This is a genomic window from Paenibacillus tyrphae (assembly GCF_000722545.1).
Taxonomy (GTDB): domain Bacteria; phylum Bacillota; class Bacilli; order Paenibacillales; family NBRC-103111; genus Paenibacillus_G; species Paenibacillus_G tyrfis.
This window is the reverse complement of sequence record NZ_JNVM01000004.1, coordinates 283354-309691: the sequence shown is the minus strand read 5'-3', so window position 1 is coordinate 309691 and position 26338 is coordinate 283354. Positions and strand designations below refer to the sequence as shown.

Sequence of the window (26338 nt, the reverse complement as noted above, 5' to 3'; positions counted from 1 at the left end):
CCTGGAATACACCCCGGTACCGTATTTAAGACGAATCAGGATGATTTCAACTGCTTTTCCAAGGATATAATCTCACTGCCTAATTGCAGGGCTTTGGGAATATCACCCAAACGTTCTGCTTGCTTGATTTCTTCTCTTTTTCGTTCCAATGTCTGCAAGAGCGGGAACTTTTTGATTTGCCGGATGTAATCGTCGATTACGGCATCGTTGATACCGCTGCGATTGTCTATTAAGGTTAAGGAGCTAGCCAAGCTCTCAAGCTTGTCATCCTGTAGCATGCCGATGAACGTGCTGGCGTTGGGCTCGAATCCTTGTGCATAGTAGGCATACAAGTAAGCGGCGAGCGCCGCATGAGCTTCCATGTTGAATCCGTCTCCCAGCTGACGCTCGACATAACCGGATATGTCCCGGTCCAGCATCATGACGGCAAGCAGTTGACGCTCTGCATTCTGATAGGCAGGGACCATCGAAGGGGGTTGCGCGCGAAGCCTTCCGTCATTCATAACATTATTCCACGAATTGTCTTTATTATCCCCGGAACGGTCCTTTTTTTCGGCTTGGAGCCTGATCTCGTTCAGATTTTGCATCGCGGATTCGAACGTTAGGTGAAATTCGGAACAAAGCTCTCTCACATAGTGCTCTCTCTCAATGGGTGAAGTCAATCCTGCGATCAAGCGGAGCGCTTGTTGAATGTAGCGAAGCTTTTCTCCATCCTCCTGCAGTTTATAATTTTTACGATAATAAAAAAGTTTATATTTGATCGATGGTACGGCGGTTTCGATAACCTCTCGTACGAATCGTTCAGAACCGTGAGCGGAAATATATTCGTCCGGGTCCAACCCGTTCGGCAGCATAGCAATTCTTACATTGCACCCTGCATTTTCCAGTAGCGGAATGCTCTTATAAGCTGCGGATTGCCCGGCATTGTCCCCGTCGTAAGCGACGACCACCCGTTCCGCAAGACGCCTGATCGCTTCCGCATGCTCCGGTGTCAGCGCCGTTCCCATGGTCGCCACGCCGATATGCACTCCGGCCTCCCAAGCACGAATGACATCCATATAGCCCTCGAACAAAACGAGTTCCTGGCTTTTGCGGATTTGGGGTCTGGCGGCATGCAAATTGTACAGCGTACGGCTCTTATGGAAAAGCATCGATTCCGGACTGTTCAAATATTTGGGCTGTACGTCGCCCATCGCTCTTCCTCCGAAGGCGATGATATGCCCTTTCCAATCGCGAATCGGAAACATGACGCGGTCTCGAAATTTGTCGACATACCCGCTTCCGTCCTGCTTCGCCGAGATTAGCCCTCCTTGCTCCACCAAGGGCAGCGGAAACTGCTTCTTATCCAGCAGGTTCGTCAGCGTATCCCAGCGCGATGGCGCATAGCCGATACCAAACGCTTCGATCAGCTTATCGGTCATTCCCCGGGCGTGCAAATACTGCTTCGCCTCTTTGCCCTGCTCGGTGTTGTGTAGAAGATATTCGTACAACTTGCCGGCAAGCTCATGAGCTTCGATCAGTTTCGCCCGGTCCGCGTGCTCCTTCGTTTCGGCTTGGCCTTGCTGCGGCCCGAGTCCGATGTCGAGCTTCGCTTCATCGGCTAATTTCCGGAGCGCCTGGCCGAAAGACAGCCCTTCGACTTCCGAAACGAACCGGATGGCGTTTCCGCCCGCCCCGCAGCCGAAGCAGTGATAAATCTGCTTTTCGGGCGTGACGGTAAAGGAAGGTGTCTTCTCTGAATGAAAAGGACACAGACCTTTGAGGTAATGTCCCTGCTTCGTCAAATGAACGTGTCTTCCGACGACTTCGACAATATCGTGGGCTTTCAAGACCGCGTCGATGACTTGCTCGGGAATGCGTCCGTTACTCATCCTATCCACCTTCATTCAAATTAACACGTATAGTTATTCGCTACTTTGCCCGATTCTCCTGCAAGCCCGACAAAACTTTTGTCAAAGTTTGTAGAAAGGCTTGGCGGTCCTCGTCGGTGAACGCTCTAGGACCTTTCGTATGCTTGCCTCCGCGGCGCTGTTTCGCCTGCTCGTGCCTTCGCTCCAGTAAAAAATCAATCGTCCGTTCATTGTACGTTTGGCCACGATTCGACAGCGCCAGCGCTTTTTTGCCAAGCGCCAAAGCGGCCAGCCCGAAATCCTGCGTGACCAGCACATCTCCGGGCGCGATGCAATTGACGATATACAGGTCTACCGACTGGTCCGACCGGTCCACTTGAACGATATCGACGCCGTCCATCGGCTGCAGCCGATGATCGAACGAGGCGACCATCAGCACTGGGATTCCGAAACGTAAGGCCGTTTGCGCGATTTCCGTCTTCACCGGGCATGCGTCGGCATCCACTACAATTTTATACGTCATAGGTCCCCGCCGACTGTAAAATTCAAGATTAAAGCATTACCGTAATATTATATACGATGAAAGGATAAAAAATCCTGCTTCCTTTCCGTAAAATAGACCGCTACCGCGAACGGTACATATCGATGATGATGCTGGCCGTTTCTTCGACCGCTTTGTTCGAAACGTCGATCACCGTGCAGCCGATTTTTTTCATAATCTTATCCGCGTACTCCAATTCCGCGTGAATCCGCTCGGTGTTTGCGTAGGTGGCATTCCCCGGCAAGCCCAGCGTTTTAAGCCGTTCGGTGCGGATGACATTCAGCTTGACCGGGTCGATCCGCAGACCGACGATCTTCTTCCCGGACACCGTAAACAGTTGGTCGGGAGGCTGAATTTCCGGGACGAGCGGCACGTTGGCCACCTTGAATTTTTTGTGTGCAAGGTACATCGACAGCGGGGTCTTCGACGTGCGGGATACCCCGACAAGCACGATGTCCGCCTGCAAAATCCCGTTAAAATCCCGGCCGTCGTCATACTTGACGGCAAACTCGACCGCTTCCACTTTTTTGAAATAATCCTCGTCCAGCTTGTGGATCATGCCCGGCTGATGCCTTGCCTCCTGATCCAGCGTTTGCTCCAGCGTCCGTATGATCGGACCGAGCAAATCGATGTAAGGAATCCTGTAGCGCTCCGCCTGTTCGATCAAATAATCCCGCAGCTCGGGAATGACGAGCGTAAAAACGATCGCGCCGCTGCGCTCAATCACCGTCCGGATCATCCGGTCGATATCCGACGTATCAATCAGGAAAGGCACCCGGCGAATATCCACCTGCTGAGGATGAAACTGCACGGCCGCCGCCCGAACTACCGCTTCTCCCGTTTCCCCTGCCGAATCTGATGCTACAAACACTACCGGCTTAACCGCCCGTTCCATGCGAACCCGCCTTTCGTCCTGGCTTTTGTACAGAGATGAGCTATGCCGCTGTTCCCTGGTTTCGGTGCAATCTGCGCACATATTTCGCAACTTCATGTAAATTTGCGACCGTACGCGGGTCCTCGGCACGTCGGATTTTGGCCGAAGTCCCTCTTATCAGGCTGCAACAAAGGCCGATCATTAGGAAAAGATCGGCCTGTCTATAACTACTACGTTGCAGTGGCAAAAAATGTTTCAAGACTTCGGTCAAACGTTCTGCCCCAGAAAAAAAGCTACTCTTCGGACAGCAAAAAACCCCGCTGACAAAGTCATGGCATAGACTTCGTAACAAGAGGTTTTCTAATGGGTGTATCATATTATAATAGCAAACGGGTAAAAACATGTCAATTATTTAGCTAAACTCCGTATTTGTCCATTTGATCCAGAAAATCTCGCGATTTCAGCTTCAGTCCGACATGCGTATCGAAATAAGCCCGTAAAATCGTCTTGAGCAGCTGTTTCGTTTGCGGCTTCACGTCGATTTGACCGAGCCGGCGCACATCCATTTGAATGAACAGCCGAAGGAGCTTGTATACCCCGGGCGTCAGCGGGATCGCTTGCGGATCTCGCAGCTTGCAGCGCTCACACAGCATTCCGCCCATACCAACGCTTATGGCAAACGGTTCCGCATTCTCGCGGCAAACGACACATTGCTCCAGCTCGGGCGTATATCCGGCCAGGACGAACATTTTCATTTCGTACAAGTGGTCGATAATCTGCAGGTCCTTGTCTTCCTGGATCGCCTGCAAGCTGGCTTTCAGCTGATCGTATAAAAAAGGCTGTCCCTCTTGATCTCCCAACATCCGGTCGGTCAGCTCCGATAGATAGGAAGCATGGGCAGCCTTGTGCAGATCTTCCCTTATTTTATGAAAAGGCTCGATAATTTCCGCATGATTCAGCGTACCGAGCTGCCCGGATTTGAAAAACAAGTAGTCGCCGCACGTAAACAGCTGGGCGGAAGACCCGTAACGGCTCTTCACTTTTTTGGCGCCCCGGGCCACGACGCTAAGCTTTCCGTGTTCCCGGGTGAACAGCGTAATAATTTTGTTGCCTTCCCCGTAGTCCATGCTTCGGATGACGATACCTTGAACTCTGTACTGCACCTTACAGCCTCTCCCTGCGTTACCGCACCGGTAACCTGATATTGGGCGAAACTTACTGTACCCAATCGGAAGCGTCCGAGGCGTCCTCTTCTTCCGGCTCCGCCTCGTCGCCGTCCCGGGTATTCACTTCTTTGTATAGCAGGTAAGCATCCACATCTCCGGTCATTGAAAAGTACTTCCACGAAAAGTCTTTCATGGTACATCCTCCCCTTGATGACATGACTACAACCTGTTTCTAGGATTAGGATGGATCGATCCGATGCGAAGTATGCTCTGCAAAAACTGCCATGTATTCTTTGTATAGTTATGATGGATTAAAGTGGCGGAGCCTGATTGAAACAGGCTGGCGCCGGTTTACTCATGCCGGAAGCCGAGATCCCGCAGAACCCGGTCCTGATTGCGCCAGTCCTTCTTCACTTTGACCCACAGCTCCAAGAACGTCTTCGAACCGAGAAGCGCTTCGATATCGGCCCGCGCTTTTTGTCCGACTTCTTTCAGTAACGTACCCTTTTTTCCGATAATGATGCCTTTCTGCGAGTCGCGTTCGACATAAATAACAGCCGAAATATGAACGACGCCGTTGGCCTCCACGCGCATGTCTTCAATGGAAACCGCGATCGAATGAGGGATTTCCTCCCGGGTCAGATGCAGGATCTTCTCCCGGATCAGCTCCGCGCAGACAAATTGCTCCGGATGGTCCGTCACTTGATCCGCAGGGTAATACTGCGGTCCTTCCGGTAAAAATTTGATGACCTGCTCCAATAGCGTATTGACGTTATTGCCGTGCATCGCCGAGATCGGCACAATTTCGGCAAACGGGTACAAATCCTTGTAGGTCGTAATGACCGACAGGAGCGCTTCCGGGTGAATCTGGTCGATTTTGTTCATCACCAGAATGACCGGCGTTTTCACCTTTTTCAGCGTCTCGATAATGTACCGGTCCCCGCCGCCCAAGCCTTCGACCACATCGATCAAAAACAGGATCGCGTCGACTTCGCTAAGCGCGCCTTCTGCCGCTTTGATCATATAGTCACCGAGCTTCGATTGCGGTTTATGAATGCCGGGCGTATCCAAAAAGACGATCTGCGCCTGGTCGGTCGTATAGACGCCGTGAATTTTGTTCCGGGTCGTCTGGGGTTTATCGGACATGATGGCAATTTTTTGGCCGATCACCTGGTTCATGAGCGTCGATTTGCCGACGTTCGGCCGTCCGATAATCGCCACAAAGCCGGATTTAAATTTAGAGTCAGCCTTGCTGTTCGAAGACATTAATCAATCGTTCCTCCGTCCAAATCTAAAGATGTGAATGCACCGGGAAGCAGCTCGGCTACGGTCGTCTCGCTGATATCCCCTTTCAGATTAGCCAGATATACCGGCATATCCGGCGGACACAGCTCGACCAGCACCTGCCGGCATACGCCGCAAGGCGAGATCGGCTGAAGCGTATCCCCGATAATCGCTATGGCCCGGAACGACTTTGCCTGTTCGCCGTCCGCGATCGCGCGGAATAATGCCGTGCGTTCGGCGCAGTTCGTCGGACCGTAGGCGGCGTTTTCCACGTTGCAGCCCAGATGAACCCGCCCTTTGGAATCCAGCAAAGCGCTGCCGACTTTAAAATGGGAATAAGGTGTATATGCTTGCTCTCTCGCCGTTCTGGCCAATGCGATCAATTCCGTTTTTTCCAAGAGAAGCGCCCCTTTCGCAACCTACATGGGATATAAATAATAGGCGAGTACCGTAATGAATCCTCCAAGCAGAGCACCAAGCAGCAGCGAGCCGAAAGGCCGCTTGCGTTTGTCGTGAAGCGCCAGCAGCAGTACCGTGGCCAACAAAAAGCCCAGCAATGCGACAAGTGTATCTTGAACCCGGCAGGCAATCAAGGTGGCGACCGCAAAAGCGACGGCCGTCAGCAGGCTCGGCTTCACCCCATTTCCTTTGGAGGAAAAGCGAGTCTGCACCGCAATCACTGTCAGGATGACCAAGCAAAGTAAAATCCATACCGTTCCCGCGGTGATGGGATGGACTCCCGCCCGGCCGGTTTGAATGAGCCGTTCGATCGGATCGAAAAATACGATCATTCCCGTTACGACGGCAAAAGCTGCCGTGACCAATACGGAAGCCGCGGCCACGTCCTTGGCGATTTTCGCCAAGGGGTGCAGGTCCGGCATCGCCAGATCGACCGTTTTTTCCACGGCGGTGTTGATCAATTCCGTCACGATCATGAGCGTCACGGCAAGTAAAATGAATAAAATGTCCGTCTTCGGCAAGCCGAAGAATAAGGCAAGCGCTAGGATGACCAACGCGGCGAAAAAATGAAATTTCATGTTCCGCTGGGTCGCAAGAGCATATTTAACGCCTTCGTAAGCGTACCGAAAGCTGCGCTGCCATTTGACCGGCTGCTTCACCGCGTCAAACCCGCCTGCTGTAAAATTTGCTCCTGCTTGCCGAACATGACCTTCTCTTCTTCCTCGTCCTGATGATCGTAACCGATCAAATGCAGAAAGCCGTGAACGAATAGAAACCCGAGCTCCCGCTCGACGGAATGGCCGTACTCGTCCGCTTGGGCGATCGCCCGCGGCACCGAGATGATAATATCGCCGAGAGGCTCTTCATAGCCGTCGTCGTCGCCATCATCGTCTTCCGCCGTCCCGGACTCTTCTGCGCCCGTCTCGTCCGCATATTCCACTTCTTCGAAGCCGTCGTCGCCATAAATGATCTCGATCTCGTCTTCGCCCATTTCCCGCATGGCGAATGATAGTACGTCCGTCGGCTTATCCAGTCCCCGGTACTGCTTGTTAAGCTCTTGAATGGCCTCGTCGTCAACGAACGTCAACGCCACTTCGCCATCCGGCACCTCTTCCTGCTTGCCGGCAAGGCGAAGCAGCGTCTCCAGCTTCTCGGTGAGAGCCGGCGTAATTTCGTAAGCGGTTTGCTCGCTGTTCCATGAAAGCTTCAGGCTCATGGCTTCACCTCTTTTTTCGTTTCCGACATCTTCGCTTCGGACTTCGTCTTTTCCTGCTTCGCCGCCGTTTTTTGCTCCGGCATATCCGCGGGATATTCGATTCGCGAATGGAAAATGCCAAGCAGCGTTTCGTTCAAAATCTTAACGATCTGATCCAGTTCCTTGATGGTCAGATCGCATTCGTTAAACTGGCCGTCGTCAAGCCGGTTTTTAATAATTTTGCGCACCATTGAGTCGATCTGTTCGACGGTCGGATTACGCAGGGAGCGGACGGCCGCCTCGACGCAATCGGCGATGCCGACGATCGCCGCTTCCTTCGTCTGGGCTTTCGGACCGGGATAGCGGTACTCCGCCTCCTCCGGCGGCTTCTCCTGACGCTCTTCGGCGAGCTTTTTCGCTTTGTGATAAAAATATTGCAGCAAGGTCGTGCCATGGTGCTGCTCCGCAATATCGCGGATCGGCTTCGGAATGTTGTAATCCTTCAGCATTTCGACGCCGTCGCGCGCATGGGCCACAATGATCGATTTGCTCAGCGCCGGTTCGATTTTGTCGTGCGGGTTTTCCGTGTGCGACTGATTCTCGATAAAATAACTCGGCCGCTTCGTCTTCCCGATATCGTGATAATAGGCTCCGACCCGACAGAGCAGCCCGTCGGCGCCGATCGCGCCGGCCGCGGCTTCCGATAAGTTGCCGACCATGACGCTGTGATGGTAGGTGCCCGGCGTCTCCGTCAGCAGCTTGCGCAGCAGCGGATGGTTCGGGTTGGAAAGCTCGACCAGCTTAAGCGGCGACAAAATGCCGAAGGCGACTTCGAAAAACGGCAGTAGGCCCATAACGAACACAGCGGTAAGCAGTCCGCTCCCTAAGGCGAAAGAGGCGGCAAACAGCGCGTTATTTCTCGTCTCGTGATCTTCGAGCAGCAGCAGCGCACATACAAGCGCCAGAGCGAAGAGCGATACCATCATCCCCGCTTTCAGGATTGAGGAGCGCTGGCTTGCCCGCTGGATCGAGAAGATCGCCGCAAACGAGCTGGTCAGCGTCAGCAAGCCGTATTTGAATTCGAACGACTGCAGATGGTCCGAGTTAAAAATGACGCTGGAAATGACGCTCAAAACGACCGCGGTCACAAAAGCAAGATGCGAGTTGAGCAAAATCGTCACCATCATGGCTCCCATCGCCGTCGGGGCCAAGTAGCCGATATACGGGTAATCCAGATTTTGCAGCAGCGAGAACAGCTTCATCCCGGCAATCGTCAAGACGACAATCAGCACGTACATAAACAGCTGAGCGTTATTATGATTGATCGGGAGCGAACTTTGTCTGACATACATATACAAAAACACGCAGCACAAGACGATAAATAAAAAGAGTCCGAGATTTGGCCAATAGCTGGCTTCGTCTCTCAGCAAATCGAGCGAAGCCAAACGCTGATACAGTTCTTCCGTTACTTTTTCGCCCTTGGGGACCAGCACTTCATTTTTGTTGATCATGACTTGCTTGACGTTGTCACGCGCGTGTCCCTTGGCTTCCTCGGTTCCTTTTTGGTCGTAAAATTTATTCGGCGAAAGCGCCGCCCGCACAAGCTCCTGAACCAGCTCGCGCGCATTGTTCTTGGTCAGCGTCGAAGAATTCACCAATTCCGGCACTTTGACCCTGGCCGTCTGCGCATCCGTAATCTGGTCGCTCATCAGCTTGACGACGATCTCTTTGGCCACGGGTTCCATCGCGGTCAGATCTTCTTTGGTGAGCCGGGGAATTTTGTAAAACGATTCCTCCGGAATCCGGTACTGCTGCTCTCGGATGCTTTTGCGCATTTCCGCCAGCAGCAGGTCGTTGTATTGACCGCTGTCCGTGAAGCCCTTGATCTGACGGTCCAGATGGTCCTGAATGATCGTCGGAATGACCGTTTTGTAAATATTGACTTTGTCGGCGACGGAAACCTCCGCATCGCTGTTGATCTGCTGAAGCTTCTCAAAAATCGCTTCGACCGCCACTTCGTTGCGCAGCGAAGCAATCTTGTATACCGGCTGCACCCGTGCGGCCGCTTCTTCCTTCGCTTTTTCCGTTGCGACTTCGTTCGCGATTGCCCTGGGGGCCAGGATATCTTTCTCCGTAACGCTTCCCAACTGAATGTCGTACGTCTGCGGCACAATCCGGTGCAACAGAGCGACGTAAAACACGACGGCAAGCGCTAAAAACAGAAGAAAGCGCACGATGGCGCTGTATCTCCAGCCGGCAAGCCGGTATTGAAATTTGCCTTGAATGGAAACGCGGTTGTTCATGACGAAAGGTCAGCCCTTCCTCAGCCTTCTTTGTCCTCATTATAGGCCATGATGATTTTTTGCACCAACGAATGTCTGACAACGTCCTGCTCGGCAAACTGGATAAACCCGAGCTCTTCGATGTTCCCCAGGATGCGCTGCGCCTCCACCAGCCCCGACGACTTGCCTCGCGGGAGGTCGATCTGCGTCACGTCGCCGGTAATGACCATCTTCGAGCCGAATCCGAGGCGCGTCAAAAACATCTTCATCTGCTCCGGCGTCGTATTTTGCGCTTCGTCCAAAATAATGAACGAATCGTCGAGCGTCCGGCCGCGCATATAGGCGAGCGGGGCAATCTCGATGAGGCCGCGCTCCAGCGATTTGAGCACCTGCTCCGGCCCGAGCACGTCGTTAAGAGCATCATACAATGGACGCAAATAGGGGTCAACCTTTTCCTGCAGGTCGCCGGGCAGAAAGCCAAGGCTCTCGCCCGCTTCGACCGCGGGTCTCGTCAGTACGATCCGCTTCACTTTGCCTTCCTTGAGCGCGGAGACGGCGAGCACGACGGCGATGTACGTTTTGCCCGTGCCGGCCGGTCCGATCCCGAAGACGATATCTTTTTTCTTAATTTCGTTGACGTACTGCTTCTGTCCGATCGTCTTGATGCGAATCGGCTTGCCTTTGTGGGTAAGGGCGATTTCGCCTTTAAACAAATCGAGCAGTTGATCGGCCTTCATCTCTTTGGCCAGGTCGATCGCGTAATGAATATCCCGCTCCGTCAACACGTATTGGTTGCGGACCAGCTCCAGCAGCACGGTGAACAGCTGCTCGAGGCGCGCCGTATCGGCCGCCTGGCCTTGGATGACGATCTCTTCCTCGCGGGTAAAGATGGCGGCCTGCGTATGCTGCTCGATCAGCTGCAGGAATTTGTCCTGCGGCCCGAAGAGCGAGAGGGCTTCGGCCGTATTTTTGAGTGTGACTTTTACGGTGGTCTGTTGATCCATGTACAGGGCTTAATCTCTCCTCTGGGTTTTGAAGAGGACGGTTCGTTATTCGTCAGCAAGGCCGCTTCGTCTGCGAGACAGCATCACTGCCTACAGCCGCTCTTGAATTCGGATTCTATGAATAAATGGATAATCGGGTAGAATCCGAATTCAAAGGCGGCACGTAAACTTTCCGGCAGTAATGCTTCTCTCCGCCTACGCTTTGCTAGACTGGAATAAAAAACAGAACCCCTTCAAAACCGCTCCGTCAGTAGTATTTATTGGACGATCGGTTGTTCGATTGCGATCGGTTCTTCCACTTCCAAAAGTACTTCCATATAAACTTTACCATTCTCCGCCTTTTCATGCAAAATTTTTTCCGAAACGACACGCGATTCGCTGCCCGCCGCCGACAAAATTTGCGTTTTAGCCTGCTCGATGCCGAGCTCCGAAGCTTCCTTCGGGTCAACCGTCTGTTCGACGACTTGCACCTCCAGCAGCTTTTCGCTGAGCCAGCCGATCGGGAGCGTGTAGCCCCGCCAGCTGAGCGTTTTCCGTTCGGGAACAGATTCATACTGCTCGAACGGAATTTTTCCGTAGCCGCTTAGCTGAAGGCCGCGGCTGCCCAGGACGAGGTACGAGCGGTTTTTCGTTTCGCCGGTATAGGTTTTGTACTGGAGCGTAAGCGGCACTTCGATGGTCGGCTTGTACCACACAATTCCCTTAACCTTCCCCGCGGCGACAACGTTCTGCTGGTTCGTCTCTACGCCGATGATGCCGGATATCAAGATGTCTCCTTTGCGCACATACGTATTCGGCTTAACCAGCGGCCTTCCTTTTTCGGCGAAGATTTCGGTGACCAGCGCGCTTTTGGAAGCAACCAGATGCCTTGGGCTAAGCAGCGGCGGTTTATCGGGCACGGTCGATTCGACGACCTTAATAATCACATGCGTGCCGCTTACCTCCACACCGACCCAAGCGGTGCCCGGCAGCTCCTGCTGCAGCGCCCTTGATAGCTCAGCCGGGTCTTTCAAGCGGAATTTCCACTGCAGCTTGTAAATGCCTTGCTGCTTCGCGGCTAGCAGAATCTGCTCTTTACTCAGTTTCTCGTTGCCTTCCACGCGAACATGCCACACGAGCGAGGACAGCAAATAAATTCCAATAACGAAAGCAAGCACGCCCAGGGCAAAAAATTTGCGTTTCTCCAGCTTGTCTATCCAAAAAGGAAGCCCCTCTTTCTGGCGAATCCGGGTACGGGAGCCTGTCTCCTTCAGTAGCGGGCGAAGCCGGAAAAAGTCGCGGATCGTGATCGACAGCTCGGCTTTATTTTCCGCCCTATACCGGATGTCCCAGACGGCCATCTTCCGCTCTGTCATGCGGTTCAGCAGCTTCTCGATCTGCCCGCCTTTCACTTCAATCCGAACAAAGCCGCGCAGGCGGTGGATATACGAAGATTTCACGATCGACTTCTCCTTTCCGGGCTACGGAATATATTTGATATCTCGGATCATGCCTTCGATGAACACTTCTTCCGTCAAAATGGCGCGGATGACAAGCTCCGAGCCGTGCACCTCCACCCGCCCCGTCGTAAGCGCCAGCTTGAGCACCTCGTTGGAAAAATGCAATACGCCGCGGTGATTTTCGATATAAAGCTGCCGGTTCCCGATCATGGTCATGCGGGGCAAGTCCATCACGACATCCTGCGGCAGGTCGAGTAATTTCGCGGTAAATTGATTGAATCGGCGGGTCAGCTTTCGCATAGTCAACCTCCTCCGCAGTCCAAAAAGCATAACACGGCTATTTACACCTTATGCCGGGAATTGGAAAATATGCGGCAAAACAAAAAGCGCCTTCCCGCGAATCCCGGAAACCGGGATCGAAAGGAAGACGCTTCGTATGAACTCTTAACGCCGGAAGGGGCGTTTGGCTCGCGGAGGGCCGAGAATCTCGGCCCACATCACGCCGCGCGCCGCATCCTGCGGCGTCAGGCCGCCGAAGGCAGCGGCTGCGTTTTCGCCCGAGCCCTGCGGCTCGGCGAAAGAAGGCGCTGTGGCGGCCGCAGATGACTGCTCAGGCGCCGGCGCAGCCGCAGCGTTAGCCTCGGGCAGAGGCGCAGGCTTCGACCGGCGGCGGTCCATTACGGCCGACTGAGGACGGACGCCGCCCGATTCGGCCGGCCGCGCTTGGACCGGCTGGGCCTTGGGCATCGGCTTCGCCGAGCCGGGCCAGCCGGAGACGTCGCCGCCGAAGGGCGGCATGCTGCTTTTCGGCTCTCGTCTCTGCGGCTGCGGTACGCCTCTTCCACCCTTGCCGCCTGTCTTTAATTTTCTCACGATACTGCTTAGCACGATATACAAAATAACCACGACAAACCAGTTGCTCATAATCAGATCCAAGATGGTGCGCATCGGTTATCCCGCCTTTCCGCCCGGCTGGAGGCTATTAGGCATTGTCGTCGTTTTTGCCCGGGTCGTTCATTTTGCCAAGGCTGGAGCGCATTTGCGTGTCTGCGTCAATATTCTTGAGGTTCATGTAGTCCATGACGCCGAGTTTACCTTCGCGCAGCGCTTCCGCCATCGCGAGCGGCACTTCGGATTCGGCTTCCACGACCTTCGCTTTCATCTCCACGACCTTCGCCTTCATCTCCTGCTCTTGGGCGACGGCCATCGCACGGCGTTCCTCTGCCTTCGCCTGCGCAATCCGCTTGTCGGCTTCCGCTTGCTCCGTTTGCAGGTGCGCCCCGATGTTTTTGCCTACGTCCACATCCGCAATATCGATGGACAAAATCTCAAACGCCGTACCAGCATCTAGCCCTTTGCCCAGTACCGTCCGGGAAATCATATCTGGGTTTTCAAGCACGTCTTTGTGCGACCTGCTGGAACCTACCGTGGTGACGATCCCTTCGCCGACACGGGCGATGATCGTTTCTTCCCCTGCACCCCCGACCAACCGGTCGAGGTTGGTGCGTACCGTCACCCGTGCGATAACTTTCACTTCGATCCCGTCTTTGGCCACAGCGGAGACAACCGGCGTCTCGATCACTCGCGGGTTGACGCTCATCTGTACGGCCTGAAGCACGTCGCGGCCAGCCAGATCGATCGCCGCGGCACGCTCGAATTCCAAGTGAATGTTGGCGCGGTGCGCCGCGATCAACGCATTAACTACGCGGTCGACGTTACCGCCGGCCAAGAAGTGGCTCTCCAGTTGGTTAATGGTTAGATCCAGTCCGGCCTTGGTCGCCTTGATCATCGGATTGACGATCCGGCTCGGGATAACCCGGCGCAGCCGCATTGCCACGAGCGTAATGATACCGATCCGTACCCCGGACGCCAGTGCGGAAATCCACAGCATGACTGGGACAAACGTAAAAAATACGGATAGGGCGATGATCACAACGGCCGCCAACAAGAAAATTGAAATAAGGGATGTATCCATTGTACAAATTCCTCCTTTGTTATAAGTCCATCGACGTAATGGCAAGGCGTTCAGTTTACGGTTCCTTGACTTCCTTTACGACGACCCGGACACCTTCGACATGCGTAACCGTCACCATTCGGCCGGATGCGACAAAATCCCCCACCGTGACGACATCGACGCGCTCGTCGCCGAACAGCGCAGTCCCGGCCGGCCTAAGCGGCGTAACCGCCTTGCCTGTCCGGCCGAGCAGATCGCTGCGGGACGACGACGACACGTAGCCTTTTTCTTCGGTGAGCTTTTCCCGCAATACAAACCGGTTCCAGACGCCGCGATGCTTAAAAATGTTCACGACAACGGCGACGACGACGACCGCAACGACGAAAGCAATACCCAGGTTCATCGCGGCCGCTTTCGTGTTGTAGGCGGCAAGCACGACGCCGCTGATCAAGCAGGCAGCGCCGAGAAAGCCCAGAATCCCGAAGCTGGATACGAACACCTCGATCAACAGCAGCAGAATGCCGGCGATAAACAGAGCGATCTCTTCGAATCCCGCAAATCCGGCGATATAGTGTCCGAAAAAGTACAGCCCGAAGCCGAGCACGCCGATGATTCCGGGCAGCCCGAAGCCCGGGACGAACAGCTCGATCGCGATGCCGGCGATTCCGATAATAAGCAGCAACGTCGATACCCAAGGCTGGGTCACATACCGGGCGAACGATTCCGCCAGACTCGGCTTCAGCATGACGAGCGGATGCTCTTCCCCGCCGATGAACTGTACGACCTCCTGCAGGCTGGCGGCCACTTTCTCCGCATAGCCTACCTTAAGGGCTTCCTCCGCGGTTAGCGTCAGGATGTCGCCTTTAGGCAGCGTTCGGCCGATCTCCGGCATGGACACGCCGACGTTTTTGTCGACCATCGCTTCGGCGATTTGCGTCTTCCGTCCGCGCAGCTCCGCGGCGGCCTTCATTTGGCCGGACCAATACGATACGACTTTGACGCTTTCGATTTCATTCCCGGCCCCGTCCACAACGGCAGCCGCGCCGAGCGAGCTTCCCGGCTCCATGGCGATTTTGCCGGCATTCAGCGCAATGTAGCTGCCTGCCGAGATGGCTTTGCCGTGCACGTAAGCAATCGTCGGAACCGGGCTGTTTTTGATCAGTTGACCGATTTCCTGCGCCGAATCGACGCGGCCTCCAAGCGTATCGACGTCCAGCACGATGTAATAGGCACCCATCGATTGCGCTTCCTGCAGCGCCCGCTGCAAAAAGGTCTGCAGCCCGTTCTCCACTGTTTGATGCACCGGAATCACAACGACCGGGGCAGCTTTCGGCGGCGAGGACGACGTTTCGGCGCTCGCGGGTTCCGCAGGCAGAAATCCGGTTAGAGCGGACAGCAGAAGCGCCGCTGCAAGGAAAAAGACAAGCGGAAGCCGAAAAAGCAGCGCCGAGCGCTTATTCCCGAGTGAATGCACAAGATGACCTCCTTTTCGCGCGTTTTGCAATGCTTCCAAGAGGTACTACGCGACAATGGCAAGTTTGATTCACAAAACTACAAACAAAAAAGAAAAACACTCCAATAAGTAGGAGTGTTTCCCGCTGTTGTTAAGACAATAACTGTTGGACGAACTGATTGACGACTTTGCCGTCTGCTCGTCCTTTGACCTTTGGCATTAATGCGCCCATGACTTTGCCCATGTCCGCTTTGGAAGAAGCTCCCACTTCTTGGATGGTCTGCTGTACAATGGCTTTTACTTCTTCATCGGTGAATTGCTGCGGCATGTACTCCATCAGTATGGCGACCTCGGCCTTCAGGTTTTCCGCCAAATCGTCACGACCGGCCTTTTCAAATTCTTGGAGGGAATCTTTGCGCTGTTTGATCTCGCGATTCAAGACGTCAAGTACTTCTTGTTCATCTAAGGTTTTACGCTGATCTATCTCAAGATTCTTGATAGCTGCACGAACCATACGGATTACGGAGAGTTTAAACTTGTCTTGACTCTTCATCGCAAGCTTCATGTCGTCGTTTAGTCTGTCGCTTAAGCTCATCGATTAAGCCTCCTAGAACTTTCTCTTGCGAGCAGCCTCTGACTTCTTCTTGCGTTTCACGCTTGGCTTCTCATAATGCTTGCGTTTTTTGACCTCCGCCAAAACGCCATCTTTGGCGATGGAACGCTTAAAGCGACGAAGTGCAGCATCTATAGTTTCGTTCTTGCGAACTCGAGTTTCTGACACCAGTTTTCCCTCCCTCCGAACAGACCGTCCAAGACGAAAAAAGACATTCATCAAACCTCATTATAGGTGATAAGGAAACTGGGTGTCAACCTATCCGGAACAAAACTTCAAAAATGAGTCGCACCGGGTTTAGCGGGCGTTGAGCGGCCCCAGTTTTTCACCGCCAAGCAGGTGATAATGAATATGGAATACCTCTTGCCCGCTGTGCTTGCCGCAGTTGTTGATCAGACGGTAGCCGGATTCGGCAACGCCCTGTTCTTTGGCGATTTGCTGCGCCGCGCTGTGCATTTCTCCAAGCAGATGCCAGTCGTCCGCTCCGACATCGTTCATCGACGCGATATGTTTTTTTGGAATGATTAAAATATGTACGGGAGCGGCCGGATGAATGTCGTGAAAGGCAACGACATGCTCGTTCTCGAACACTTTTTTCGAAGGGATCGACCCTTCGACGATTTTACAAAAAATGCAGTCCACGTTCTCCCCTCCTTCCAAAGATCAGGTTCAGGCTTGTCTCCTTCCACTATACCCGAAAACTTGGCAAAAAGAAAACTCGTCGCGGCAAAAAGACAAAAACACGATTTTTGGCATCATTCGGCTTGTTTTCATAATAAAACATTGTTTTTTTGCGCGCCTCCGTCCATTGTGACCTGATCGTTCTCAAAATGTGATCTATATTAACGAAAATAAGCATCGATTTATGCCCGAAAACAGGGATTCATTTATAGACTATCGGTCTAATATTATCTATAATACTAAACGGAGCCATTCAATGCTTGGCAAACGGTGCTAACCAAAGGGGGTTTAGGGGTGGACCGGTTCATGAGAGCGTCGACGCGGAAAAAACGCGACTACCTGATGGATGTCGCCCTGAAGCTGTTTGTGGAACGCGGGTACGAGCATGTGTCGGTGGACGATATCATCGCCGCGACTCAGACGTCCAAAGGAACGTTCTACCATTATTTTGAAGGCAAAGACGAAATTTTGCAGGAAATTCCGAGAAAACAAACGGAGCTTATTCAAGCCTGGTGCAGCCGCACGCCTTCGCAGGTGCGGTCGCTCGAAAGCCACGTCAACCGGCTGATGCTGGATTTGGCCGAAGCACTGGGCGCCTACAGACGGCTGATCCGCAGCTGGATCGCCCTTTCGATGCAAAACGAAGGCCTGAAGGCGGCCATGGAAGAGCTGAAACGAACGCTGTACGAAAGCTTGCTGCGCTGGCTGCCCGAGCCGGGTAAAGCCAAAATGCTGACCACCGCTTATTTCGGCACGGTCATGCTGTGGTGCGCGATTGAGGAAGAGACTAATTTGACCGAGCGGATGCGGGAGCAGCTCGCTTGGGTTTGGACAGGGCTTCGCCATAACAAGGAAGCGGAACCGATTCTACTGGAAGCAGAACGGAAAGGAGAACACAACATGAAGGTTGCTATCATCGGAGGAGGGCTTGCGGGGTTAACCGCAGCCGCTTATTTATCGGAGCATCAAGGAATCGAGGGCGTCCTATTCGAGCGCAGTCCACAACTGGGCGGACGGGCGTTTACTTATGAAAAAGCGGGCTTTACGCTGAATTACGGCGCGCACGCGATTTACGGCATCGATCGCCACACCATCGGCGATCTGGAGCGCGAGCTGGGACTCTCGTTCAGCTCGAAGCAGGTGGACAAACGGCGGGTCATGTATTACAAAAACGAACAGCTGACGCCGGCTCCGCTCGACTTCGTCAACCTGATGCGGACGGAGCTGCTGAATCCGATCCAAAAGGTGCGCTTCGTCGGGGAAATTACGGCGATCATCGCCAACATTCACAACGTGCGCAATTACGATACGCTGGGTGATTACTTGGCACAGTCGGACGCGGACGAAGACGTCAAGGAACTGTGGGAGCATCTTGTCTGTTCGAACTTCTTCATCACGCCGGAAGAGGCGCGGAAGGTGTCTGGCGCGGTGATCAGCGAGTATTATCACAACCTCTTTTTGTCGGGCCGCCCGGTCAACTACGTGCTCGGCAGTTGGGCCGTCATTACGAACCAGCTCAAGCAAAAAATCGACCTGACCTCCCGCTGGGAAATTGCGCTGCGCGAAGGCGTAGACGGCATCCGTTACGCGGACCGCAAGTTTTGGCTGCAGACGAAAACCCGCGAGCTCGAATTCGACCGCGTTATTTTCGCCATGCCGGTACAGCAGGTCTGTAAGCTGCTCAAGGATACGCCGTGGGAGCCGTTCATGGCCCCTTACGAGGACAACACGGCGACGGAGGTCATGGTATACGACATCGGCATGAACCGCGTTGTGGCCCGCCCGTTCAGCTACATCAGCGACATGGACAACAAGCTGTTCATCAGCGACGTCTCGGCGACCGACCATACGCTCGTTCCGGAAGGCGGGCAGCTGCTGCAGGGCATCGCGTACCTGAACGACAGCTTCGAGGGCGAGGACGAGCGCAAAGCGTATCTGGATAAAAAGACCGAACAGATGGAAGCGTTGTTCGATCAGCACTATCCGGGCTGGCGCGAAGCGACGGAAGTGAAGCGCGTTTCGAAAAAAGCGATGGTGTCGAGCGTCAAAAATATCGCAAGCAACCGGCTGCTGCCGAACCGGATCGAGAACGTGCCGTTCTACTTCTGCGGCGACGGCTGTCAAGGCAAAGGCGAGCTGGCGGAACGCGCCTTCTCCAGCGCGCGGCTGGCGGCCAAAGCGATTCTGGAGGAAACCCCGCAGCTTCAACGAGCATAATTCCGATTATAGGCGTGCAAATAAAAAGCTCGAATGGTCTCGGTTCCGTGAAAAGCGGAACCTGCCGTTCGAGCTTTTTTTATTAATGATCGAATGTATATCTTACATCAGATCGTTCCAAAGCTTGGCTAACTGCTGCCCCACCCAACCAAACCATGCGCCGACCGCCTGAAGCGGCCCTGGTTTGGGGTCGGACGGCGACTTACGCTCCGCTGAGAGAGTCGTGACGGTGGACGAGGACTTCACCGCGGTAAGTGACACCGGAAGCTCCCGCAATGCTGTTCCGCGCTCTACCCCCGATCCGGTGCCGATTCGCACCGTTTGCGTCTCCCCGTCCCACTCGACCTTGCCGCCGAACGCTTCGCCGATAAAACGGGCCGGAACCATCGTATGGCCGTTGACCAACTGGGCGGGAGCTTCGAGCGGGAAAGCTTCGCTGTTTATGCTCGCGGCGCCGCTGCCGATCGTCACGGAGACGGTCGTCGAGCCTTTTTGCCCTGTGGCCGTCCGGGTCGCCTCGTTCCACTCCACCTTCGCCCCCATCGCTTCGAAAATCGTGCGCAGCGGCGTCAGCGTGCTGCCCTCGATCAGAACCGGAGGCTGCTCGAACCGTACGTCTTTTCCATCCACATCGACGGAAATTCTGGAGGTGATCGGAAATGAACGGGAGCCGCTCTTCTGTCCAGCGCGATTATAGACTGCGAGTTCAATAACCGAACCCTCCGGAATCGCGCCGGCCACCAGGTCGATCCCGAATGGCGGAGCCGTCTGCGTCGCAAGCAAGGTTCCGTTCAAATAATATTCAAGTTTGCCGATGTAGATATCCGGAATTTTGACGAACGGAATAAGCTTGCCCGCCCGTGCGACAGCGTTGTCCTTCCCCATCGGCACAAACCCTGCGTGATCGGAAGGCTTCGCCCCTTGCTCCACCTTGGACAAGTAATACGGAGAAGAGATAAGCTGCTTATACAGCTTCAGCATCGCCTCATTGTCGCGAAGCAGGTAATTGTTCTTCGATTCCTTCATATCGAGATTGACGTTGAAATACGTAATCGACTTGAGCCGCGGGTATTTGAAGGGCATCACTTCGTACAGGCGCTGCAGGTTAAGCAGCCCGTAGTCGGTAAACGATTCCTGCGGCAGGTTGGCGTAATGAGAGACGGCCGTTTCGCTGATCATCAGCGGCTTGCGATCGGCGTACGTTTTGTACAAATGATCGAGCCGTTCGACGGGACTTGTCGCCTGCATATTGCCCTGCTGCGGATCGCCGTTCTCATACGGCTCCGTATACATGCTCACGCCGACCCAGTCGACGTAAACGTCGCCGGGATAATAAGCGTCCATCGAATACATCGGCACGTCGCCGGGGCTCCATACCATGGCGACGTTCGGCGCTTCCTCGGCCATGATGTCGTGAACCATTTTGAATTTATCGATATACTTTTGCGGATCGCCGTGCCAGACGACCCAGTCGCCGTTCATTTCGCTGGCGTAGCGTAAAAATATCGGAATGCCGGCGGCTTTCGCCTCCTTTGCCCATTGACGGACAACATCGTCCGTTACGGCGTCCAAGCCATTTGCCGGTTCCCAGCCGACCTGCAGTGCAGCGCCAACCTGCTTGGCCCGGGCCGCATGCTGCTTCGGAAACGGCTTGCCGACTTGCGAATAGGCAAGATACAGCGCATGCTTTTTGCCGTACAAGCTCTCCGAGCGGTCAAAATAGTTCTGCATCCCCGGGTCCCGTTCGGTGTACATGCCGATGTACATGCCGTATTCCGGCTCGAACTTCGCCAGCTTGCCGTTTTTCGGGGCCGCTTGCCGCCGCAGCGTTTCGGCATCTTGCGTCCCGATATACGCGTCGATGGTCGTGCGGATCTGCTCCGCCCGCTGCAAATCGACCGCTCCCCAATCTTTTCCCGCCTTCAGCCAATAGTCGTTCTCCTGCTCGTAGTAGCGTATCGCCTGCTCGTAATCCTTAATGCCGTCGAAATACTGGTTGAGCTTGCCGCTAAACAGCGCGGCATTCTCCCAATCTCCGGCCGCCGCATAATGCTCCGTAAGAAATTTCCAGTGCGGCACGGCCGTCGCCGCATCTCCTTTGGCCACAGCGGCATCCGCCGCCTTCCAGCGGTCCCAGATGGCGTCGGCCTGAACCGGCAAGCCTTGTCCGAGGAGCAAGCCCGCGCCCACAACGGCGGCAAGCAATAGGCGCGCGCTTCGGCGGTTCATGCCGCGCCCCTTCGGATAATCCGGCTTGCGATTGGTGATGGTCATTCCTGTTCCCCCTTGCGCTGCGGCTTGTTCTATTTATTATATCATTAGCTATGACCGTCCGCGTAGAAGTATGCTACATCGTTTCCAGCGTTACCCTGCTGCCTCGTCCGTTCGGCTCGGCGGGGTGAACGACCAGCCTGCGCGGCAGCCGCGCTCTCAGCTCCGGCACGTGGCTGATGACGCCGACGGTCAGCTTGTCTAAATGCAGCTTTTCCAGCGCGGTGATGACCGTATCGAGCAGCTCTTGATCCAGCGTACCGAACCCCTCGTCCAGGAAGAAAAATTCGAGAGGATGCTCCCCTTTCAGCTGAATTTGCGTCGAAAGGGCGAGCGACAGCGACAGCGAGGTCAGGAACGTTTCGCCGCCGGACAAGGTAGTCACCGGCCGGCGCACGCCGCCATTCGCGTTGTCGCGGATAACGAAGCCGCCGCCGGAATCGACCTCGATCGCATATTTTTGCCGCGTCAGCTGACCGAGCCGTTCCGATGCTGCACGGCTGACATGCATGAGCTGCTCCTCCGCCAAAAATTCGACGAAGGCATTGCCGCGCAGCACGCTTTGCAATTTGCCGAGCATGGACAGCTCCTGCTGGCTTTTCTCCCGCTCCGCCTCCAGCTCGCTCCACCGGGCATGCTTCGCCTGCAGCTCCTCGTGGTCGCGCTCCGCCTTGGCCGTCGCCTGCAGCGCCGATTCGTCCTCGGCCTTGCATCGGGCCAGCTCTTCCTCCAGCGCCGTCCACTCTTCTTCGGTGACCTGCCGTCCCGCCAGCTCGGCGTCAAGCTCCATCTGCCGCGAGGCAAGTTGGTGCTCCTGCTTGCCGTGGGCTTCGACTGCGGCAGCCCATGCCTGCTGCTGCTCCGGTTCGACCAGCGCTTGCGTCACTTCGTCTGCTGTTGCGAAGCCTTCTGCGGACGCTTGCTGCGTCCATTCCGCTTCCGCTTCCTCGTAGGCGAGCCGCGCCGATTCGGCCGCTTGCCGCGCCGCGGCTTCCGCCTTCGATTCGGCCTGCTGGCGGGCCTGCGCTTCTTCGAGGAGCTGGGTGGCCCGCTGCGCTTCGGTACGCAGCTTGTGCAGCTCGGCTTGCGCCTTGGCAGCCAATGCGGAAGCGTCTTCGTCTCCTACCCAAGCCCGCAGCCGCTCCGCCTGCTGTCCGGTCTGCTGCTCAAGCGCTTGCCGTTCCGCCGTCAACCGCACGAACTCTTTCTCCGCCTCGCTCAGCTCTTGCTGGAGCTGCTCCATCCGGCTCCGCTTCTCATCCAAAAACTCCACGCTTTTGTCCAAACGGCCGCGCAGTTCCTCGGCCAGTTGGTCCTGACGCTTCAGCCGCTCCGCAAGCTCTTCAAGTTCCTCCGGTTGGAGCTCCGGAAATTTGGCTTGCCAGCTGGTGCGGACGGCGTTCAGCGCTTCGCGGGTCTCGCCCGCTTTGGCCGCATGGGCGTCGAACAGCGTTTGCGCCGTTTGCTTGCGCGCTTCGCCGTCATGCCGTTGCTTGTCCAGCTGGCGCTTGCTTTGCAGCAGCTCTTGAAGCTTTGCTTGCAGTTGCTGAATCCGACGGCTGACCCCAGCAGCCGACTCCGCCGCTTGGCGCAGCGTCTCTGCGATCCGTTCGCCGGCGATGCCGGGAGCGGAAGATTCCGTTGCGGAAACGGCTGTGACAGCCGCTTCGCCTAGCGCAGCGGGCAGCCCTTGGGGCTCTTCCTCCACCGCCTGCCGCCATTGTCTTTCCAGCGCTTGCAGCGACTGCAAATGGCCTTGGACTGCAAACCGGCTTTCGCGGGCTTCGTTCTGCTGCCGCTCCAGCATCGCCGCTTCGTCTTGCGGCGCGGCCGGAGTTCCGGCCATGGCTTTCCCGGCCTGCGGCTGCGCCGGATTCGGATGCGCCACGGAGCCGCAAACCGGGCAAGCTTCACCGTGATGTAGGTGCGCCGCTAACGCCTCGGCCATCGCCGAAAGCTCCGCTTGCTGCTGAGCTTTACGGCGGTTTGCGATTTCCTCCGCGATGCGGCTCTCCAGCCCTGTCAGCCGGCTTTCCGCCTCCCGCGAAGCTCGATAAGCTGCGAGCAGCTCCTGCGTCCATTCTGTCGCCAGCCGCTCCCATTCCCGCTGCGCCGCTTGCAGCGACGCCCCCGCCTGGCTCAGCCGCTGCAGCTCCGCCTGCAGGCGGTTCGATTCCGCCTGCTGCTCCGCCTCCAGCTTCGCGAGCCGTTCTAGCTCGCGCTTCTCCTGCAGCGCCTCCTGCAGGCGCTCGCGGTGCGCGGCGGGGACCTCCGCCCGCTTCAGCTCGTCGCGCAGCTGCGCCTGCCGCTGCAGCGCCTTCTCGCGCAGCTCGCGCTCGCGCGCCTGCTCCGCGCGCAGCGCCGCCAGCTGCGCCTCGCGGCGCCCGCCTTCGGCGGCCAGCGCGGCCAGCCGCTCGCGCGCCGCAGCAAGCTCGGCCGCGAGCTGCGCAGCCTGGCGCAGCTGCTCGAGCCGCGCAGCCAGCGGCGCCTCCTGCGCGGCCAGCGCCTCGCGCGCGGCAGCGTGCGCCGCCTGCGCTGCGGCGAGCGCGCTCTGCGCGGCGCCGAGCGCCTCGGCGGCGGCGCGGGCAGCGCCGCGCTGCTGCGCGAGCTGCGCCTCCGCGGCGCTGCGCCGGCGCACGAGCGGGCGCAGCCGCTCGGCCTGCGCCGCGCGGGCGAGGCGCGCCGCGAGCTGCGCCACGCGCGGCGCCTGCGCGGCCAGCGCCGCCTGGCGCTCGGCCAGCGAGGCGCGCTCGCGCTGCAGCTCGCGCACGGCGCGCAGCTCCGCGGCGCGGCGCTCGCAGGCGGCGAGCCGCTCGCGCAGCCCGCGGGCGGCTTCGCGCGCTTCGCCGAGCCGCTGCTCGGCCAGCGCCAGCGCCGCTTGCGAGGCGTCGCCGAGGCCCTGCTGCTCCGCCTGGAGCGCCCGGATCGCCACATCCGTTTCCTTGAAACGGGCGGCGGTTTTCGCACTTAGCCGGTCGCCGTACGGCTCAAGATGGAACAAGCGCTGAAGCATCGCGCGTCGGTCTTTGCCCGTCAGCGTCAGAAACTCCGCGAACTTCCCTTGTGGCAGCACGACCGCCCGGGTAAAATCGGCCATCGACAAGCCCAAAATATCCTGAATCTGCTGATTGACCTCACCCGCCTTGTCGGCCAGTACGATCGCTTCGTCGTCCCGGTATTGAATCAGCCGACACAGGCTGCCCAGCACCGAGACGTCGCCGCCCCGCTTGAACTGGCGGTCTACGCGGTAGCGCTTGACGCCGAGCGCATGCCCCAGCTCGAAGGTAAACGAGACGGACAACGTCTGCTCCGCCTGGTTCATAATCGCCTGCGTGCCGCCCGGCGCCCGCTCCACCTTCCCGAACAAAGCCAGCGTCATCGCATCGAGCAGCGTCGACTTGCCGCTGCCCGTCGGCCCGAAGATGCCGAAGACGCCAGCGCCGGTCAACGCGCTGAAATCGATGTCCTGCGCTTCCCGGTAGCTTTGCAGCCCCGCGATTTGCAAATGAATCGGCCGCATGAGCGAGCCCCCTTTCCAATCTACCTTATTAATATCCGGCTACACCGCCAGATGAGCTTGCTGAGAAAGTGGTCAATTCAAAGAATAGAGGTGTACGAAGGGGTGAGGTATCCACTTCCGGTCGCTGCTCCACCCCACAAAGTGAAGTTGAATCGAGGAAGCTTAATCCGATTACTTTGCGGGGATCCCGGGTCTGCAGGAAATTTTGATTTGAAGCCGCTCAGTAGCAGGCATTTCCCGCAGACAAAGGCGAACGCTATCGCTCCTCCAGTAGATACCCCACCTCTGTATGTATCTCTATTTCAGTCAAAAACCTCTCTCTCAACACTCTGATCCGGCTACACCGCCGGATCGTCTTCCTCCGTATGTAACAGCTCCAAAAACAGCCGGATCAGCTCCGGCTCGGGCTGCGCCCCTCCGGTCTGCCGCTCGTAAAAGCGGCGAAACAGCTCGTCCATCGGCAGCTTCGTCGCCGAGACCGCTTCCTGCAGCGACACCTCCAGGTCCGGGTACACCGGCCGGATATGAATAAACCCGTCCCGGGCCAGCCGCAGCCGGTGCAGCTGTTCCATCGACATCGTCTCCTGCAAGTGAACCTCCAAATCGATCCAAGCGTTGGCATCCTTGCCTTCCTCCAACCAGCGATGCACCTCTCCCAGCCCGCCCTTGGCTTTCCATTCCACAAGCGGACGTCCGCTTGACAGAAAGATTTCCTCCAGTTGGGGGGCTGCGCCCGGCTTCAGATCGAGCACCGTAACCGATTTGGCCTGCCCGGCCTCTGAGAAGCTGTAGGCGAGCGGCGAGCCGCTGTAGCGGATCGTCGTCTTCTCCGACTTCAAAAATTGCGGCCGGTGCAAATGGCCGAGAGCAACGTACTGCGCCCCGGCTTCCAGCGCCGACGTGTCGACCGTATAAGCGCCTCCGACTTGAATCGGCCGCTCCGATTCCGTTTCCTGCCCGCCGAGCACATAGAGATGGCTCATGAGCAAATTGACCGTATCCGCGCGGTAATGTTTTGCCTGCTCCGCGACGATATGCCGCACCCGCTCGGAATATACGGCTCGCAGCAGCGTCTCGTCGGCCCCCTCCGAGAGCAGCTCGCGCAGCCGCGATTCCGACGGATACGGCAGCGCGAACAACACTGCCGTTTCACCCGTGCGCCGAATGTCCACCGTATGCACCCGCGCTTCCGGCAGACCGACCAGCGTGACGCCAAGTTTATGCGCCAACGGGTCGGCGGCGGCCAGCCGATCGGGGTGATCGTGGTTGCCCGCAATGACGTACACCGGCCGCTGTCCTTGATCCGACAGACGCGCCAGCGCATCGTAAAACAACTGCTCGGCTGCAGCCGGAGGATTCACCGAATCGTAAACGTCTCCTGCCAGCAGCACCAGATCAATCTGCTGGTCCTTCACAAGAAGGGCCAACTCGTCGACGAACGCTTCCTGCTCGGCGAGCCGGCTTCTTCCTTCCAGCGTCCGGCCGAAATGCCAATCTGCCGTATGCAATATCCGCATGACTTTTCCTCCCTTCCC

The 26338-nt window shown here is 56.4% G+C and carries 23 protein-coding genes; 1 reads left to right on the top strand and 22 read right to left on the bottom strand.

What is annotated here, in order from left to right:
- Positions 1 to 35: 35 nt before the first annotated feature.
- The 19 genes from dnaG to ET33_RS04705 all read right to left on the bottom strand — a co-directional run bounded on the left by dnaG (position 36) and on the right by ET33_RS04705 (position 16756).
- The gene (gene dnaG, locus ET33_RS04790) at positions 36 to 1871 is read right to left on the bottom strand and encodes a DNA primase (RefSeq protein WP_036677203.1); all 1836 of its coding nucleotides are present in this window, start codon (positions 1869 to 1871) and stop codon (positions 36 to 38) included.
- 40 nt (positions 1872 to 1911) lie between these two features.
- A complete protein-coding gene (locus tag ET33_RS04785) occupies positions 1912 to 2373 on the bottom strand; it encodes a YaiI/YqxD family protein (RefSeq protein WP_036677199.1) in 462 nt (153 codons plus the stop codon).
- Positions 2374 to 2473: 100 nt separating this feature from the next.
- A complete protein-coding gene (locus ET33_RS04780; protein WP_036677196.1) occupies positions 2474 to 3286 on the bottom strand; it encodes a pyruvate, water dikinase regulatory protein in 813 nt (270 codons plus the stop codon).
- 395 nt (positions 3287 to 3681) lie between these two features.
- Positions 3682 to 4428 carry a DNA repair protein RecO gene (gene recO / locus ET33_RS04775; RefSeq protein WP_036677193.1) on the bottom strand — a complete coding sequence of 249 codons (747 nt, stop codon included), beginning with the start codon at positions 4426 to 4428 and terminating at the stop codon, positions 3682 to 3684.
- Between the two features lie 52 nt (positions 4429 to 4480).
- Complete coding sequence (locus ET33_RS37225; protein ID WP_081890203.1) at positions 4481 to 4624, bottom strand: YqzL family protein; 144 nt, start codon at positions 4622 to 4624, stop codon at positions 4481 to 4483.
- Between the two features lie 158 nt (positions 4625 to 4782).
- A complete protein-coding gene (gene era, locus ET33_RS04770; RefSeq protein WP_036677188.1) occupies positions 4783 to 5697 on the bottom strand; it encodes a GTPase Era in 915 nt (304 codons plus the stop codon).
- A complete protein-coding gene (locus ET33_RS04765) occupies positions 5697 to 6113 on the bottom strand; it encodes a cytidine deaminase (RefSeq protein WP_036677184.1) in 417 nt (138 codons plus the stop codon). Before ET33_RS04765 ends, era begins: the two co-directional genes overlap by 1 nt.
- Positions 6114 to 6134: 21 nt before the next feature.
- Positions 6135 to 6833, bottom strand: a complete 699-nt coding sequence (locus ET33_RS04760; protein WP_036677180.1) for a diacylglycerol kinase family protein — start codon at positions 6831 to 6833, stop codon at positions 6135 to 6137.
- Positions 6830 to 7390 (bottom strand): rRNA maturation RNase YbeY, encoded by a 561-nt coding sequence (gene ybeY / locus ET33_RS04755; RefSeq protein WP_036677178.1) that lies wholly within the window; start codon positions 7388 to 7390, stop codon positions 6830 to 6832. The genes ET33_RS04760 and ybeY overlap by 4 nt, the downstream gene beginning before the upstream one ends.
- Complete coding sequence (locus ET33_RS04750; protein ID WP_036677175.1) at positions 7387 to 9672, bottom strand: HD family phosphohydrolase; 2286 nt, start codon at positions 9670 to 9672, stop codon at positions 7387 to 7389. The genes ybeY and ET33_RS04750 overlap by 4 nt, the downstream gene beginning before the upstream one ends.
- Before the next feature lie 20 nt (positions 9673 to 9692).
- Positions 9693 to 10655, bottom strand: coding sequence for a PhoH family protein (locus ET33_RS04745; RefSeq protein ID WP_036677174.1), 963 nt, complete (start codon positions 10653 to 10655; stop codon positions 9693 to 9695).
- A gap of 257 nt (positions 10656 to 10912) precedes the next feature.
- Positions 10913 to 12094: a sporulation protein YqfD gene (yqfD, locus tag ET33_RS04740; protein ID WP_036677172.1), complete on the bottom strand. Its 1182-nt coding sequence runs from the start codon at positions 12092 to 12094 to the stop codon at positions 10913 to 10915.
- Between the two features lie 21 nt (positions 12095 to 12115).
- Complete coding sequence (yqfC, locus tag ET33_RS04735; RefSeq protein WP_036677169.1) at positions 12116 to 12394, bottom strand: sporulation protein YqfC; 279 nt, start codon at positions 12392 to 12394, stop codon at positions 12116 to 12118.
- 144 nt (positions 12395 to 12538) lie between these two features.
- A complete protein-coding gene (locus ET33_RS04730; protein WP_036677166.1) occupies positions 12539 to 13042 on the bottom strand; it encodes a hypothetical protein in 504 nt (167 codons plus the stop codon).
- Positions 13043 to 13076: 34 nt separating this feature from the next.
- Positions 13077 to 14069 (bottom strand): flotillin-like protein FloA, encoded by a 993-nt coding sequence (gene floA, locus ET33_RS04725; RefSeq protein ID WP_036677161.1) that lies wholly within the window; start codon positions 14067 to 14069, stop codon positions 13077 to 13079.
- A gap of 55 nt (positions 14070 to 14124) precedes the next feature.
- Positions 14125 to 15522, bottom strand: coding sequence for an NfeD family protein (locus ET33_RS04720; RefSeq protein ID WP_081890202.1), 1398 nt, complete (start codon positions 15520 to 15522; stop codon positions 14125 to 14127).
- Positions 15523 to 15652: 130 nt separating this feature from the next.
- Positions 15653 to 16096 (bottom strand): GatB/YqeY domain-containing protein, encoded by a 444-nt coding sequence (locus ET33_RS04715; protein ID WP_010491814.1) that lies wholly within the window; start codon positions 16094 to 16096, stop codon positions 15653 to 15655.
- A gap of 12 nt (positions 16097 to 16108) precedes the next feature.
- The gene (gene rpsU / locus ET33_RS04710; RefSeq protein ID WP_010491812.1) at positions 16109 to 16282 is read right to left on the bottom strand and encodes a 30S ribosomal protein S21; all 174 of its coding nucleotides are present in this window, start codon (positions 16280 to 16282) and stop codon (positions 16109 to 16111) included.
- 129 nt (positions 16283 to 16411) lie between these two features.
- Positions 16412 to 16756, bottom strand: coding sequence for a histidine triad nucleotide-binding protein (locus ET33_RS04705; protein ID WP_036677155.1), 345 nt, complete (start codon positions 16754 to 16756; stop codon positions 16412 to 16414).
- Between the two features lie 345 nt (positions 16757 to 17101).
- On the opposite strand from ET33_RS04705, the gene ET33_RS04700 reads away from it, so the two are divergent.
- Entirely contained in the window at positions 17102 to 19012 is a 1911-nt protein-coding gene (locus ET33_RS04700) for an FAD-dependent oxidoreductase (protein WP_235206641.1), read from the top strand.
- Between the two features lie 102 nt (positions 19013 to 19114).
- Here the strand turns inward: ET33_RS04700 and ET33_RS04695 are convergent, their stop codons facing one another.
- From ET33_RS04695 to ET33_RS04685, 3 genes are all read right to left on the bottom strand, one after another.
- Positions 19115 to 21286, bottom strand: coding sequence for a stalk domain-containing protein (locus ET33_RS04695; RefSeq protein WP_036677149.1), 2172 nt, complete (start codon positions 21284 to 21286; stop codon positions 19115 to 19117).
- Between the two features lie 73 nt (positions 21287 to 21359).
- Complete coding sequence (locus tag ET33_RS04690; RefSeq protein WP_036677146.1) at positions 21360 to 24803, bottom strand: AAA family ATPase; 3444 nt, start codon at positions 24801 to 24803, stop codon at positions 21360 to 21362.
- 338 nt (positions 24804 to 25141) lie between these two features.
- On the bottom strand, positions 25142 to 26320 hold the full coding sequence (locus ET33_RS04685) for an exonuclease SbcCD subunit D (protein WP_036677143.1): 1179 nt from the start codon (positions 26318 to 26320) through the stop codon (positions 25142 to 25144).
- Positions 26321 to 26338: the final 18 nt, after the last annotated feature.

Excerpts from the sequence above, each read along its gene's own strand:
- dnaG (WP_036677203.1), bottom strand. The coding sequence starts at position 1,871 with ATGAGTAACGGACGCATTCCCGAGCAAGTCATCGACGCGGTCTTGAAA.
- ET33_RS04785 (WP_036677199.1), bottom strand. The coding sequence starts at position 2,373 with ATGACGTATAAAATTGTAGTGGATGCCGACGCATGCCCGGTGAAGACG.
- ET33_RS04780 (WP_036677196.1), bottom strand. The coding sequence starts at position 3,286 with ATGGAACGGGCGGTTAAGCCGGTAGTGTTTGTAGCATCAGATTCGGCA.
- ET33_RS37225 (WP_081890203.1), bottom strand. The coding sequence starts at position 4,624 with ATGAAAGACTTTTCGTGGAAGTACTTTTCAATGACCGGAGATGTGGAT.
- era (WP_036677188.1), bottom strand. The coding sequence starts at position 5,697 with ATGTCTTCGAACAGCAAGGCTGACTCTAAATTTAAATCCGGCTTTGTG.
- ybeY (WP_036677178.1), bottom strand. The coding sequence starts at position 7,390 with ATGAGCCTGAAGCTTTCATGGAACAGCGAGCAAACCGCTTACGAAATT.
- ET33_RS04750 (WP_036677175.1), bottom strand. The coding sequence starts at position 9,672 with ATGAACAACCGCGTTTCCATTCAAGGCAAATTTCAATACCGGCTTGCC.
- ET33_RS04745 (WP_036677174.1), bottom strand. The coding sequence starts at position 10,655 with ATGGATCAACAGACCACCGTAAAAGTCACACTCAAAAATACGGCCGAA.
- yqfC (WP_036677169.1), bottom strand. The coding sequence starts at position 12,394 with ATGCGAAAGCTGACCCGCCGATTCAATCAATTTACCGCGAAATTACTC.
- ET33_RS04730 (WP_036677166.1), bottom strand. The coding sequence starts at position 13,042 with ATGCGCACCATCTTGGATCTGATTATGAGCAACTGGTTTGTCGTGGTT.
- floA (WP_036677161.1), bottom strand. The coding sequence starts at position 14,069 with ATGGATACATCCCTTATTTCAATTTTCTTGTTGGCGGCCGTTGTGATC.
- ET33_RS04715 (WP_010491814.1), bottom strand. The coding sequence starts at position 16,096 with ATGAGCTTAAGCGACAGACTAAACGACGACATGAAGCTTGCGATGAAG.
- ET33_RS04700 (WP_235206641.1), top strand. The coding sequence starts at position 17,102 with ATGAGAGCGTCGACGCGGAAAAAACGCGACTACCTGATGGATGTCGCC.
- ET33_RS04695 (WP_036677149.1), bottom strand. The coding sequence starts at position 21,286 with ATGACCATCACCAATCGCAAGCCGGATTATCCGAAGGGGCGCGGCATG.
- ET33_RS04690 (WP_036677146.1), bottom strand. The coding sequence starts at position 24,803 with ATGCGGCCGATTCATTTGCAAATCGCGGGGCTGCAAAGCTACCGGGAA.
- ET33_RS04685 (WP_036677143.1), bottom strand. The coding sequence starts at position 26,320 with ATGCGGATATTGCATACGGCAGATTGGCATTTCGGCCGGACGCTGGAA.